General features: G+C 72.1%; 11 protein-coding genes. 3 read left to right on the top strand and 8 right to left on the bottom strand.

The features are described 5' to 3' along the window. Nucleotides 1-9 precede the first annotated feature (9 nt). Nucleotides 10-684: a MerR family transcriptional regulator gene (locus ACGFYY_RS26355; protein WP_393713145.1), complete on the bottom strand. Its 675-nt coding sequence runs from the start codon at nucleotides 682-684 to the stop codon at nucleotides 10-12. A 90-nt stretch (nucleotides 685-774) separates the two neighbouring features. On the opposite strand from ACGFYY_RS26355, the gene ACGFYY_RS26360 reads away from it, so the two are divergent. Next, the gene (locus ACGFYY_RS26360) at nucleotides 775-1,299 is read left to right on the top strand and encodes a DUF4188 domain-containing protein (protein WP_393712971.1); all 525 of its coding nucleotides are present in this window, start codon (nucleotides 775-777) and stop codon (nucleotides 1,297-1,299) included. A 13-nt stretch (nucleotides 1,300-1,312) separates the two neighbouring features. Here ACGFYY_RS26360 and ACGFYY_RS26365 read toward each other — a convergent pair whose 3' ends face one another. The 3 genes from ACGFYY_RS26365 to ACGFYY_RS26375 all read right to left on the bottom strand — a co-directional run bounded on the left by ACGFYY_RS26365 (nucleotide 1,313) and on the right by ACGFYY_RS26375 (nucleotide 5,386). After that, nucleotides 1,313-2,098 carry a class I SAM-dependent methyltransferase gene (locus tag ACGFYY_RS26365; protein ID WP_393712973.1) on the bottom strand — a complete coding sequence of 262 codons (786 nt, stop codon included), beginning with the start codon at nucleotides 2,096-2,098 and terminating at the stop codon, nucleotides 1,313-1,315. Between the two features lie 128 nt (nucleotides 2,099-2,226). Then, the gene (locus tag ACGFYY_RS26370) at nucleotides 2,227-4,281 is read right to left on the bottom strand and encodes a prolyl oligopeptidase family protein (protein WP_393712975.1); all 2,055 of its coding nucleotides are present in this window, start codon (nucleotides 4,279-4,281) and stop codon (nucleotides 2,227-2,229) included. A gap of 64 nt (nucleotides 4,282-4,345) precedes the next feature. Continuing rightward, complete coding sequence (locus tag ACGFYY_RS26375) at nucleotides 4,346-5,386, bottom strand: AI-2E family transporter (RefSeq protein WP_393712977.1); 1,041 nt, start codon at nucleotides 5,384-5,386, stop codon at nucleotides 4,346-4,348. Nucleotides 5,387-5,545: 159 nt separating this feature from the next. Between ACGFYY_RS26375 and ACGFYY_RS26380 the strand changes: the two genes are divergently transcribed. Beyond that, on the top strand, nucleotides 5,546-6,838 hold the full coding sequence (locus ACGFYY_RS26380) for an MFS transporter (RefSeq protein WP_393712979.1): 1,293 nt from the start codon (nucleotides 5,546-5,548) through the stop codon (nucleotides 6,836-6,838). 4 nt (nucleotides 6,839-6,842) lie between these two features. Here the strand turns inward: ACGFYY_RS26380 and ACGFYY_RS26385 are convergent, their stop codons facing one another. Together ACGFYY_RS26385 and ACGFYY_RS26390 are read right to left on the bottom strand one after the other, a co-directional pair. Then, the gene (locus tag ACGFYY_RS26385) at nucleotides 6,843-8,183 is read right to left on the bottom strand and encodes a DUF2252 domain-containing protein (protein WP_393712981.1); all 1,341 of its coding nucleotides are present in this window, start codon (nucleotides 8,181-8,183) and stop codon (nucleotides 6,843-6,845) included. 93 nt (nucleotides 8,184-8,276) lie between these two features. Continuing rightward, the gene (locus ACGFYY_RS26390) at nucleotides 8,277-8,450 is read right to left on the bottom strand and encodes a hypothetical protein (protein ID WP_158820687.1); all 174 of its coding nucleotides are present in this window, start codon (nucleotides 8,448-8,450) and stop codon (nucleotides 8,277-8,279) included. A gap of 579 nt (nucleotides 8,451-9,029) precedes the next feature. On the opposite strand from ACGFYY_RS26390, the gene ACGFYY_RS26395 reads away from it, so the two are divergent. Beyond that, entirely contained in the window at nucleotides 9,030-10,466 is a 1,437-nt protein-coding gene (locus tag ACGFYY_RS26395) for a nucleobase:cation symporter-2 family protein (protein ID WP_393712984.1), read from the top strand. A gap of 61 nt (nucleotides 10,467-10,527) precedes the next feature. Here the strand turns inward: ACGFYY_RS26395 and ACGFYY_RS26400 are convergent, their stop codons facing one another. Both ACGFYY_RS26400 and ACGFYY_RS26405 read right to left on the bottom strand, forming a co-directional pair. Continuing rightward, entirely contained in the window at nucleotides 10,528-11,253 is a 726-nt protein-coding gene (locus ACGFYY_RS26400; protein ID WP_393712986.1) for a helix-turn-helix domain-containing protein, read from the bottom strand. Between the two features lie 138 nt (nucleotides 11,254-11,391). Then, the gene (locus tag ACGFYY_RS26405; protein ID WP_393712988.1) at nucleotides 11,392-12,903 is read right to left on the bottom strand and encodes an alpha/beta hydrolase; all 1,512 of its coding nucleotides are present in this window, start codon (nucleotides 12,901-12,903) and stop codon (nucleotides 11,392-11,394) included. Nucleotides 12,904-12,991: the final 88 nt, after the last annotated feature.

Consider the following 12,991-nt stretch of genomic DNA (forward strand, 5'->3'; position numbering starts at 1 on the left):
GGCGGCGGGTCACTCCAGTCCGTACCGGCGGGCAGATTCCTCCTCCTGGGCCAGTCGGTGCAGCGCCTTCAGTACCGGCTGGAACAGGATGGTCGCCGCCACGGCGGTCTCGGCCTTCTCCGCCTCCGAGGGGAAGGTCTCCACGAAGTCGAGGTCCCGCACCGCCACTTGGTGCATCAGCCGTGCGTACGGGGCCATCAGCGCGGCGTCCCACGGATAGCCGAGCCGCGTCAGTGTGGCCACCGCCGCCACGAGCGAGCGGTGGACCGGGGAGAGTTCCCCCAACTCCCGTGCCGTGGACCAGCCCAGCGTCCGTAGCAGCTGGTCGACCTCGGCGCGCGCGGCGGTCATGGCCTCGTCCTCACCGTCACCGTCACCGCCTCCACCTGTGCTGTCGACCGGTTCGGGCTCGTGGGGCAGGGCCCACAGGGCCGCGCCCAGGCGCATCGTCCGGCCCAGGGACTCGTCGTCGACGTGCGCGAGAACCTGCCGCACCCTCGCGACCGGCACCTGCCCGACCTGGATCATCGCGCGGACCAGCCGCAGTCTGCGCAGATGCCCCTCGTCGTAGTCCGCGGTCGTCGCACTGACGCGGCGTCCCGGCGGCAACAGGCCCTCACGCAGGTAGTACTTGATGGTGGCGAGGGCCACGCCGCTCCGCTCACTCAGTTCCGCGAGCCGCAATCTCTTGAACCTTCCCTTGGCGAGTGCCACTATCCAATCATGTGACGGTTGGACAGCAGTGCTATCCAACAGGGCGATCGGGAGGCCGACTTGTTCGCGAAACCCTTACCGGGCCGTACCACCGCTGCCGCCGAGGGGGACGTCGTCGTCCTGCTCATCGGAATGCGCATCAACCACTTCTGGGCCGTGCACCATTGGGTTCCGGTGATCCTGGCCATGCCGCGCATGCTCCGCGAGCTCGCCCAGCACCCCACCCGGGGTCTGCTGGGCCACGTCCTGCTCACCGCGTCGCCCCGCACGTACTACGTGGTCCAGTACTGGGAGTCCAAGGAGAAGCTCTACGCGTACGCCGCGGCCCCGGACATGCTCCATCACAAGGCCTGGTCGATCATCAACCGCAAGGATCGTGCGGGACGGTTGCGCCGTCACGTGGGGCTGTGGCACGAGTCCTACATCGTGCCCGAGGGCTCGTACGAGTCGATCTACTTCGACATGCCCCCGTTCGGGCTGGCCGCGGCCACCGGGGTGCTGCCCCTGGAGAGCCGCGGCCGACGCGCGGCCGACCGGTTCGCGCACCGCACTCCCGCGGCCGGAACGGATCAGCGAGCCGGGTGAGCGGGGACCGCGGTCACCGCCGCGGCCTGATCGCGACGGTGACCGCGACGGTGACGGTCCGGGTGCAGGTACCGCCGGGGGCGTGGTCGAGCAGGGCGCGGCGCAGCTCGGACGCGAAGGTGTCCTTGCGGTCGCCGAGCAGGGCCGGGCTGGAGGAGGCGCGCGAGAACTGCATGCCGATCACCTGCTCCACGGTGCAGCGCGTGGACCGCTCCCACGTGGTGGTCACGACGCGGGAGAACGCCGACTTCGCGAGCTGCTCCTCCGCGTCCCGCAGGTGGTCCGCGGGTGCGGCGGCCGACGCGTCCGCCGCCGCACCGCTCCCCGGCCCGAGGAAGCGTGCGCGCACCTCGTCGACGGCGGCCGGCCAGGGCGCCGCCAGGGAGGTGACGACGGCGATCCCGCCCCGTGGTGCGAGTACGACGTCCAGGTCGGCCGGGACCCGCTCCCGGTCCATCCGGTGGAACGCGTCGCCGATGACGCACAGGTCGATCCGGGGCAGGCACAGTCGGCCGATGCCGGCGGCGTCGCCCCGCAGCCAGGAGATGTTCCCGTGGCCTTGCTCGTCGGCGCGCGCGCACCCCTCGGCGAGCATGGCCGGCTCCGGGTCGACGGCGTAGACCTGCTCGACCAGCGGAGCCAGCGGCAGGCTGATCGTGCCCGGTCCGGCGCCGAGGTCCAGGACGGTCTGGGAACCGTCGAGCGCGAACCGGTCCGCGAGGAGTGCGTAGAGCTCCGCCGGGTACGGCGGCCGGTAGCGGGCGTAGTACGGGGCGGCGGACGCGTACGGGGTACTCATGGGGTCTGGGTCCTCCCTGGCCGGGGTCGCATCCGCCGATGGTGGAGCACAACCCGGCCCCAGGCAGCGCCTGGCCCCGCAAATCCCCCGTACGGATGCCTCCCGTTCACCTGGGGCATCGGTGTCGATCAGTTCCGCGGGGTCAGCCGCTCCCACAGGAACGTGTGGACGAGGGCCTCGTTGAAGGCCGTCTGCCGGTGGTCGGTGGCGCCCGCGTGGCCGCCCCCGAGGTGCTCGTGGAAGAGGACCGGATGCCCGTACGCGCGCAGCCGGGCGGCCATCTTGCGGGCGTGGCCGGGGTGTACCCGGTCGTCGCGGGTCGAGGTCAGCAGGAGGAGCGGCGGGTACGCGGGCCCGTCCGTCCGGATCCGGTGGTACGGGGAGATCGCCTCCAGGTGCGGCCGGTCGGCCGGGTCGTCGGGGTCCCCGTACTCGGCGATCCAGCTGGCTCCGGCGAGCAGCTTGTGGAAGCGGAGCATGTCCAGCAGCGGTACGTGCGCGACGACCGCGCCGAACAGTTCCGGGTCGCGGGTGAGCATGGCGCCCATGAGCAGCCCGCCGTTGCTGCCGCCCTCGATGCCCAGCTGGGCGGGGGTGGTGATGTCCCGGGCGGTGAGGTCCCGGGCGACCGCGGCGAAGTCCTCGTACGCCCGGACCCGGTTCGCACCGAGTGCCGCCTTGTGCCAGGCGGGCCCGTACTCGTGCCCGCCCCGGATGCCCGCGACGACGTACGTGCCGCCGCGTGCGAGCCAGGCCCGTCCGGTGAGCGCGCTGTAGTGCGGGACCATGGAGACCTCGAAGCCGCCGTACCCGTAGAGCAGGGTGGGGCCGGGGCCCGGGCGGTCCTCGGGTCCGACGACGAAGTAGGGCACCCTCGTACCGTCCGCGGAGGTCGCGAAGTACTGGCGTACGGCGAGACCGGCGGTGTCGAAGAGGGCCGGGTTCTGCTTGAGGGTTTCGCTCTCGGCCTCGTCGCCGGCCGTGCCCCGGTACAGGGTGGCGGGTTGGAGGAAGCCGGAGACCTGGTGGAAGTACTCGTCGCCGACGTCCGGGTCCGTGTCGGTGACCGAGGCGGTGGACAGCGGCGGCAGGCCCGGCAGCGGCGCACGACGCCAGCCGCCGGAGGCCGCACCCGCGCCCCCGCCCGCGAATTCGCCCGGGGTGAGGAGCTCCATCCGGGAGGAGACGTCCGCCCGGGTGCTGAGGATGAGGTGGTCGCGGGTCCAGCTGTACCCGGCGAGCGCGGTGCGCTCGTCCGGTGTGAACAGCACCTCGGCCGCCCGGTCCCCCGCCAGGAAGGCCTCGAGGTCGAAGGCCAGCAGACTGCCCGCGGGGTGGCCGAGCCACGGCGACTTGATGGTGACGGTCAACCAGCGGCGGTGGACGGAGGCGCCCGCGTCGTCCGGGACGTCGATCTTCAGGGGCGGCTCGGCGCCCTCCTGGAGCAGGAAGAGCTCCTGGTTCCAGAAGTCGATCTGCCGGTGGACGAAGTCCCGCGCGAAGCCGGGGGTGTCGTCGTGCCATCCGGAGGCGGACAGGTCCGTCGGCCGGCCCTCGTAGACCAGCTCGGCGTCCGTGAGGGGGGTACCGCGCCGCCAGCGGCGTACCTGCAGCGGGTAGCCGGACGCGGACATCGAGCCGGGGCCGAAGTCCGTACCGATCCAGACCTGGTCGTGGTCGATCCACCCGATCCGGGTCTTGGCCTCGGCGACGACGAACCCGTCCTCGACGAACTCCAGGGTCTCCAGGTCGAACTCGCGCACCACGCAGGCGTCCGCGCCGTCCCGGGACAGCAGGACGAGTGCGTGCCGGTGCTCGGGCGCCAGCACCCGGCTGCCCGCCCAGGCCCACTTCTCGCCCTCGGCCTCGGCGAGCGCGTCGAGGTCCAGGAGCACCTCCCAGGCCGGGTGGTCGGTCCGGTACTCCTCCAACGTCGTCCGCCGCCACAGGCCGCGGACGTGGTCGGCGTCCTGCCAGAAGTTGTAGAGGTGGCCGCCTCGCCGGACGGTCCAGGGGATCCGGCCGTCGTCGTCCAGTACCTCGCGCATCTCCTGTTCGAGGACCTTGAACCCGGGCGAGGCGGTCAGCTCGTCCACGGTCTCGGCATTGCGCTCCCGCACCCAGGCGAGGGCGGCGTCGCCGGATACGTCTTCCAGCCACAGGTAGGGGTCTTCATCGCTCATCAGGCGATTGTGCAGGAAGCGATCGGTGGGTGTCCGCCGTCCGGCCGCCCGGTCGTCCCGCTTCTCAGTCCTCGTCGGTCGTCGGGACGACGGACCCGAGCCGGGCGTCACGCAGCGCCGTGTGCACCGACCAGGTCACCGAGACCAGCGGGACCGCGACCACCGCGCCGACCACCCCGGCGGCGATGGCTCCCGCCACCACCGAGATCGCCACCACCAGCGGGTGCAGCCGGACCGCCCGGCTCATCACCAGCGGATGCAGCAGGTGGCCCTCGATCTGGCCGATGACCACGATCAGCGCGACCACCAGACCCGCGACGAGGGGCCCCTTCGCCGCGAGCGCGACCACCGCGGCCACGGCCAGCGCGACCGGCGATCCGATGAGCGGGATGAAGGCCGCGAAGAACTCCAGCACGGCCAGCGGCACGGCCAGCGGTACCCCGAGGAAGTACAGGGCCACCCCCACGAGGACCGCGTTCGTCGCCGCGACGAGGACGATCCCTCGGGTGTAACCGGTGAACGTCCGCCAGGCGGCGGCGCCGGCGATGCCCACACGGGCGCGCACCGACCGGGGCAGCTGCGCGCGGAACCAGGACCACTGCCGGTCGCCGCCGTGCAGGAAGAAGAAGGAGCAGAAGGCCCCGAGGGCGAGCACGGTCAGGACGTGCACCAGGCGCCCGGCTCCGCTGACCGCCTGGCTGAGCAGTGTGGAGCGGTGGCTCGACAGGTACGCGCCGAGGCGGGACTGGAGGTCGGAGAGGGCGTTCGGGTTCAACCGGAAAGGCGGTCGCTCCAGGTACTTCTCGATGCTGTCGAGTCCCTCGCGGAACTCCCGGGTCAAGGTGGTGCTCTCCCCCGCCACCGCCGTGCCGACCAGGGTCAGCACGCCCAGCAGCACCAGCGCGCTGCCGAGGAGGACCACCGCGACGGCGACCGAGCGGGGCAGGACGCGCGCCAGGCGCCGGGTGGGCCACCACAGCAGGGCGGTGACGACGAGGCCGAGGAAGAGGGCCACGGCGATCTCGTGGAACTTGCCGAGCACGGCGAAGATCGCGTAGACGGCGGCGCCGACCACCAGCAGGCGCCAGGCGTACGACGCTGCCATACGCAGGAACGCTGACACCGGCGGCATGACCCATGGGTGCCACGGTGGGCCCGTGATCCCACGCGCCGGGCTCCGGATTCGCCCGTCCGTGAGGGATACGGGGCCGGTGCACGGAAAATGCGTTGCCCCGACCGCGGCGTCCACGGACGATGGCATCTCGTGAGCACTTCCCGATGGTCCGCCGTACTGCCCGATTTCGCCCCGTTCCGATCCGGTCGGGACTTCCGGCTGCTGTTCTACCAGGGCACGGTGACGTACTTCGGTTCGTTCATGGCGATGATCGCGCTGCCGCTGCAGATCAAGCACCTGACGGACTCGCCGCTGGCGGTCGGTGCGATGGGTGCGGTGGAGCTCGTTCCGCTGGTGGTCTTCGGGCTGTACGGGGGTGCCCTCGCCGACGCCGTCGACCGGCGGCGGATGATCCTGCTGACCGAGGCCGGGCTCGGGGTGCTCGCCCTGGTGCTGCTGGTGAACGCGCTGCTGCCGGATCCGCTGCTGTGGCCGCTGTACGTGGTCGCGGCGGGGGTGTCGGCCCTGAGCGGGCTCCAGCGGCCGGCCCTGGACTCGCTGATGGCGCGGATCGTGCCGCACGACCAGCTGACGGCCGCCGCCGCGCTCAACGGGTTGCGCTACCAGTTCGGGGCGATCGCCGGTCCGGCGCTGGCCGGTGTGGTCGTCGCCTTCGCCGGCCATGCCGCGGCCTACTCCGTCACCGTCCTCGGTTTCCTCGCCTCCGTACTGCTGTGCCTGCGGCTCAGCCCGGCGCCGCCGGTGAAGGGGGCCGACCGCCCGTCGCTGCGCGGGATCGCCGAAGGCGCGCGCTACGCGTGGAGCCGGCCCGTGCTGCTGGGGACGTACGCCGTCGACCTGGCGGCGATGTTCTTCGCCTTCCCGAACGCGATCTACCCCTTCCTCGCGGACGAGCTCGACGCGGTCTGGGCCCTGGGGCTGATGTACGCGGCCGGGGCGGTGGGCTCGCTGGTGCTCGGTATGACCAGCGGCTGGATGTCCCGGGTACGCCGGCACGGGCTGCTGGTGGTGTTCGGTGCGGCGGTCTGGGGCCTGGCGGTCGCGGGGGCCGGCGCGTCCTCCGGCATCTGGCTCGTGCTGCTGTGCCTCGCGGTGGCGGGCGCGGGCGACATGGTGAGCGGGCTGGGCCGGGCGACGATCTGGAACCAGACGATCCCGGAGGAGTTGCGGGGCCGGCTCGCGGGCATCGAGGTGCTCTCGTACAGCGTGGGACCGCAGCTGGGGCAGGTCAGGGCGGGCACGATGGCCGGCTGGACCGGTACCCGTTCGGCCTTCTGGGGCGGCGGGCTGGCCTGCGTGGCATCCGTGGCGGTGCTGGCCGCCCTGCTGCCGAAGCTGATCTCCTACGACGCCGACACCGACGAGGACGCGCTGCGCCGCCGGGCGGCCCGGGAGGCGGAGCCGAGCGGCGTACCGGCCTGAGTGCTCAGACGCCGCTGACGGCGGTGATGCGCCCCTCGGCGACGGCGGCGGTCAGCAGCGCGTGGTCGGCGAGGGTCCGGTCCGCGTAGCGGAGCGCGAAGGCGGCCACGGCGCGGTCGAAGGTGTCGGAGCCGCCGAGGTAGCCCGCGATGGCGATGCGGTCTCCGGTGCGGGCGTGGGCGCGGGCCAGGGCCCTGCCGCACAGCTCGGCGTACCGGCCGAGCAGCCCGGGGGGCATGCCGGCGACATCGGCGGATCCCTTCATGTCGCGCAGCTGCCGGCCGTAGAAGTGGCGCCCGGCGGGTCCGGTCGTCCAGCCGAGGAAGATGTCGCCCGCGGCCTGCATGCGCCGCTGGCCCGCGACCACCCGGTGCCCTTGGTGCTCGTGCCCGTCGTCCGGGAGATGGCCTTGCAGGACGGACGGCACGGCCTCCTTGATCTGCAGGAAGAGCGGGTCGTCGGCGTCGCGGCCGAGGAGCAGCACGATGAAGCAGCGGGTTCCCACGCTCCCGACGCCGACCACCTTGCGCGCCGCGTCGGCGAGGCGGAAACGGTCGAGCAGCAGGCGGCGTTCCTCGGGGAGGGTGCTGCGGTACGTGCCGAAGATCTGGTCGACCTCGCGTGAGTCGGCCCGGGCGAGCGGCTCCAGCAGCGGCGGATCGTGGATGATCCGCCGGCGCCCGTCGCGGACCTCGGTGAGCTTGCCGAGGGCGCGCAGGCTGGTACGGCGACGGGCGCGCGCCAGGTTGGCCTCCACCCGGTCGCGCAGTTCGGGCTCGCGGATGAGGGGCAGCAGGTCGGCGGTGTCGATCCGGTGGTACCAGACGTCCAGCTCGCGGTGTCCGGCGAGTTCCCGGATCGTCCGGCGGTAGGCCCGGGCCGCGTGGCGGGCCGCTCTCGCGGCGTGGTCGTCGCCGTGCCCGTTGTCGCGGGCGGCGACGGCGACGCTCGCAGCGAGTCGTTTGACGTCCCATTCGAAGGGGCCGGGGAAGGTCTCGTCGAAGTCGTTGAGGTCGAAGAGCAGGGCGCGTTCGGGCGAGGCGAACATGCCGAAGTTCAGCAGGTGCGCGTCCCCGCACAGCTGGACGGTCAGACCGGTCTGCGGCCCGGTGGCCAGATCGGCGGCCATCACGGCGGCCGCTCCGCGCAGGAAGGCGAGCGGCGATGCCGCCATCCGGCCGTAGCGGATCGGCAGCAGCTCGGGCACGCGGTCGGTGCCCTGCCGCCGCAGTACGCCGATGGGGTCGGGCCGGTCCGGTGGAGCGGTCCAGCGGCCGTGCGCGGCGCGGCCGGTGATCTTGCGGACGGCCCGTCCGCGCCGAAGCCGCTCAGCTGGACTGGTCATGCGCCGCTCCTCGTCGCCGGTCCCTCCTCATCCTCGCGCTACGGGTCCGGTCCCGCATGTCGCCGTCGCCGAAGCGGTCCGGGACGGCTCGGGTCAGCTCTCCTTCTCGGCGAGGATCCGGTCGGCCGCGTAGTGCGGGCAGTTGAGGGTGTGCCAGGTCACCGACAGTGAACCCGCTCCGGTCCGTAAGGTCCGCACCACTCCGTCGGCGGCGGTGGCCTTGCAGAAGGGGCACATGACGGTCTCCGGGCGCAGTAGATCGAACATGCCGGGTCCTTCCCGCAGCTTTCTCACACCGGACCAGTCCAGAACTATCAAATCCGGCGCCATTCGGCCGCAGTACCCACAAGTACGGATGGATATCCGGGGCCAAGGCCGCACGGAACGTGGGGTGGGAGGGTAAGCGGGAGGCATGCGCGGGCGATCGCCTCGGCCGCCGAAAGCCTTGCGGTGACCCGGAGTCCACCCTCGGACCGGGGGTGGGCGGCGGGGCCGGACGTCACCCCGGCGGGGCGGGTGACGTCGTACGGGTTGCGCGGTACCTGAGCGGTGACGGAGACCGGTACCGCCACCTTGCCGGGAGGTTACTCGCGAGGAAACACGACCTTTGGCTATGGTGAGCGCCCTCCGGTCGAGAACCCTTCGGATTTCATGATCAAATGCGGATCCGCCATGTCGATCGAAGGTGTCCCGCATCCGGGACATGACGATGCAGTGCAGAGCGGCGCGATGTCGGCAACACCGCCCGGCGTCGGCTCGGTACGAGCCGACCTGCCCTCGCCCTGTCACCCAGGGCTGGAGGGCGGCGGTCCTCTCATTCACCTACCTCGCGAAGGCAAGGCAGAGATGGCAACAATGCCCCGCCGGTCCACCCGGTCCACCCGGTCCACCCGGTCGCAGACGCACCCGGTCGACGAACGACTCCCCCTCCCCCGGCTCGCCCTGTACGGCTTCCAGCACGTCCTCGCGTTCTACGCGGCGGCCGTCATCGTCCCGGTCCTGCTCGGGAACGCCCTGGGCCTCTCCCGCCAGGAGCTCGTCCACCTCATCAACGCGGACCTCCTGACCTGCGGCGTGGCCTCGATCATCCAGGCCCACGGCGTCTGGAAGATCGGCGCCCGACTGCCCCTGGTCCAAGGCGTCACCTTCACCGCGGTCTCCCCGATGATCGCCATAGGCATCGGAGCGGGCGGCGGCACCGCCGGCCTCCTCGTGGTCTACGGGGCGGTGATCACGGCGGGCATCGCGACCTTCCTGTTCGCCCCGCTCTTCAGCCGGCTGGTGAGGTACTTCCCGCCGGTCGTCATCGGCACGATCCTCACCATCATCGGCATCACGCTGATCCCGGTGGCCCTGCAGGACGCCGCGGGAGGCGCGCACCTCATCGGCACCCCCGCGTACGGGGATCCGAAGAACCTCGCCTACGCGCTGGGCACCCTGCTCTTCATCCTCACCGTCGTCCGGATCGGCAAGCCGTTCCTCAGCAGCCTCGCCGTCCTGCTCGGGCTCGTCGTGGGCACGGCGGCCGCCTGGCTCTTCGGCGACACCGATTTCGCCGCGGTCGGCGAGAGCGACTGGTTCGGGATCACCACCCCGTTCCACTACGGCATGCCGCGGTTCGAGCTGCTGCCGATCGTCGCCATGCTCGTCGTCGTCCTGATCACCATGGTGGAGACCACCGGTGACGTCTACGCGATCGGCGAGATCACCCGCAAGAAGGTCGACGCCGACACGGTCGCGCGGGCCCTGCGCGCCGACGGCGCGGCCACGGTGCTCGGCGGCGTCCTCAACTCCTTCCCGTACGTGGCGTTCGCCGAGAACATCGGCCTCGTGCGGATGTCGAAGGTGATGAGCCGCTACGTGGTCGTCGCGGCCGGTGTGTTCATGGTCGTCCTGGGGTTGCTGCCGAAGGCGGGCAGCCTCGTCGCCTCGGTCCCGCACCCCGTCCTGGGCGGAGCGGCGATCTCCATGTTCGGTATCGTCGCCGCGGTCGGCATCCAGATCCTGGGGAAGGCCGATCTGCGCGAGGAGCGCAACACCCTGATCCTGGCGGTCAGTCTGGGCGCCGCGCTGCTCCCGACGACCGTCGGCCCGTTCTTCGACCGGATGCCGGACGACCTTCGGGCCGTGCTCGACAGCGGGATCACGCTGGGCGCCCTCACGGCCATCACGTTGAATCTGCTCTTCAACGTCTTCACGCGCCGGACCACGTCGGAGATCGACTGGGACGACATCGGCGAAGAGGGCCCGGCCGCACCGCGTCTCGGCGCGCCGGCACGCTGAAGGGGACCGCGGGCCGGGTCTCGACCGCGCCCGGCCCGTGGTTCCCGGTCGGCGGATCGGGTCAGCGTCCGGTGGTGGGGAACGGCGGCGCCTCGCCCGCCTCGCCGATCAACTCCCAGAAGTGGTCGACCAGTCGACGCAGGTAGGCGGCGCGTTCCGCCGCGATCTCCTTGAGCCGGGCGTCGTCGTTGCGCGCGACGAGGTGTCCCATGTACCGCTCCGAGAAGGCGGCGAACTCCGCGTGCATCGTGCGCAGGGCGTCGCCGACGCTCGTCGCGTCCACCACCACGATCTCCGCCACCGGGTCCACGTACGTCTTCCACCTCCCGGCGACGGCCGAACGCAGGTGCTCGGCCAGTTCCTCCACCCGCCCCATGATCCCGATCAGTTCGCGCAGCGACAGTCCGAGGGCCTCCACGAGCGCTCTGGTCTGCCAGGTGTCCCCGTGCCATCGCCGCGCCGATTCGGCCGCTCGGTACTCGGACGGGTCCATGCCTATGCGGTACGCCAGCCGATCGACGGTGAGCCGGCGCGCCAGCCGGTGCTCGGCGAGGGTGCGCGGCGTGATGCCCATCAGTGTGGTGGCATCGCACCACAGGACGTCGGCCAGGGCGAAGAGTTGCCGGTCGGAGGGGACCTGGGTGCCCTGTTCCCAGGCCTGGACGAGCTGGGGGTGGACCGGGGTGCCGCAGGTGGCCATGGAGTGGGCCACCTGGGTCGTGGTCAGGCCCATGCGGGCGCGCGCGGATCTGGCCTCGGTCGGGGAGAAGGGAATGGTGCTGTGCACGTACGAGACACCTCGCAGCCCCCTCGGGCGCACGGCGGTCGAGGGGAGGACGGATCGATGGATGAACACCAAGCGCGGGCACACTAACAGATGTTCAGTGGGGCGTATCCGTCCATATCCCTATGAATCCAAGGCCGCTCAGTTTGCGCAGTCCGTGTCCCGGGCGGGGCGGCGGCCGCTCGTGAGGAACTCGGTGACGGCCCGGTCGCCGCACGCGTTGCCGTTGCCGAGGTACAACCCGTGGCCGCCCTGATCGACGGTGACCAGGCGGGCCCGGTCGCCCAGCGCCTGGCGCATCTTCAGGCCGCCGAAGAGCGGGGTGGCCGGGTCACGCCGGCTCTGCAGCATGAGGATGTTGGACGGGCCGTCGTCGGTGATCCGGGTCGGCTTCTGCGTGGGGGTCTTCCAGAAGGAGCAGGGCAGTACGTTCACCGGCATGCCCGCGGTGAGGGGGTATCGTGCTCGGTCCGCGTCGACCGCCTTCCGGTACGCGGCCGTCGATGTGGCGGGCCACGCGACGTCGTTGCAGATGACGCTGACCATGAGTGCGGCGTCCGTGTCCGGGATGGGCGCGGCGAGTTCCCTCGGGAGCACCGGGGTCCCCGCCGGGTCCTGCGCCTCCCGCACGAGCCGGGCGAAGGAGGCGAAGGCGGCATCGGCGTAGAGCGCGTTCTGGAGGGCCTGGCGCAGGCCGTTGCCGGTCAGCGGCACTCCGGGGGTCGTCGTCGTCCTGGGTTCCCGGTCCAGTCGGGCCGCGAGCGAGACGAGGAGCGGCTCCACCTCCCCCGGCTGCGCGGCCAGGCGCAGGCCGTCGCGGTCCCGGTCGGGGTGGGACGCCCAGGCCGTGAAGTCGGGCAGACGCTCCGCCCCGCCCCGCGACATGTTCGCGAGCCAGCCGCGCGCGACCCGCTTCGGGTCGGGGTCGCCGCTGCTGTCGAGGACCCAACGGTCGGTGTGCCGGGGGTACTTCTGCGCGTACACGGCGCCGACGTACGTCCCGTACGAGGTGCCCCAGGCGGAGAGCTTCCGCTCGCCGAGCGCCTCACGGAAGCGGTCCATGTCGCGGACCTGGTTGGCCGTGGTGAAACTGCGCAGCTCGGGGCCACCGTTGCGGGCGCAGGCCGCGGCGATGCGCTCGGAGCGGGCGATGTTCTCGTTGATCTCGCCGTTCGGGCCCGGCCAGGACCGCAGGCTGGTCAGGTACCGGTCCTCGGGGGCGAGTTCGCAGCTCGCGGTGGTACTGGCGCCCACCCCGCGCGGATCGAAGGCGACGAGGTCGTAGGACCCGGCGAGTTCCCGCCGCAGTGCGTCGGCCTTCTGCGTCAGTCGCTGCACACCGGATCCGCCCGGTCCGCCGGGTATCACGACCAGCGTGCCGCGCCGCGCCTCGGGGCGGTCGCTGCGGATCCGGGAGACCGCGACGGTGAGCTGCGGGCCGTCGGGGTGGTCGTAGTCGAGCGGGACGGGCAGCTCGGCGCACTCCTGGACGGCGGGCGCGCCCGGATGGGTGCAGGGGTGCCAGTCGAGCCGCGGGCCGGCCGGGGCGGGCGCGGGGCGGGCCACGGCCGGTGCGGCGGTCGCGGTCAAGGAGGCCGCCACGGTGGCCGCGGCGAGGGCGAGGATCAGGGCCTTGTGCGGGTGAGTCGTCATGGCGCAAGCCTTGTCGATCTCACCTCGGGGTCCCATCCGGCTTCCCGGTCGGCCACCGGTGGGGCTACCCCCCGCCCCCCGCTCCCGT

Origin of the sequence: Streptomyces sp. NPDC048331 (assembly GCF_043201215.1) — a bacterium.
In the GTDB taxonomy this organism is placed as follows: domain Bacteria; phylum Actinomycetota; class Actinomycetes; order Streptomycetales; family Streptomycetaceae; genus Streptomyces.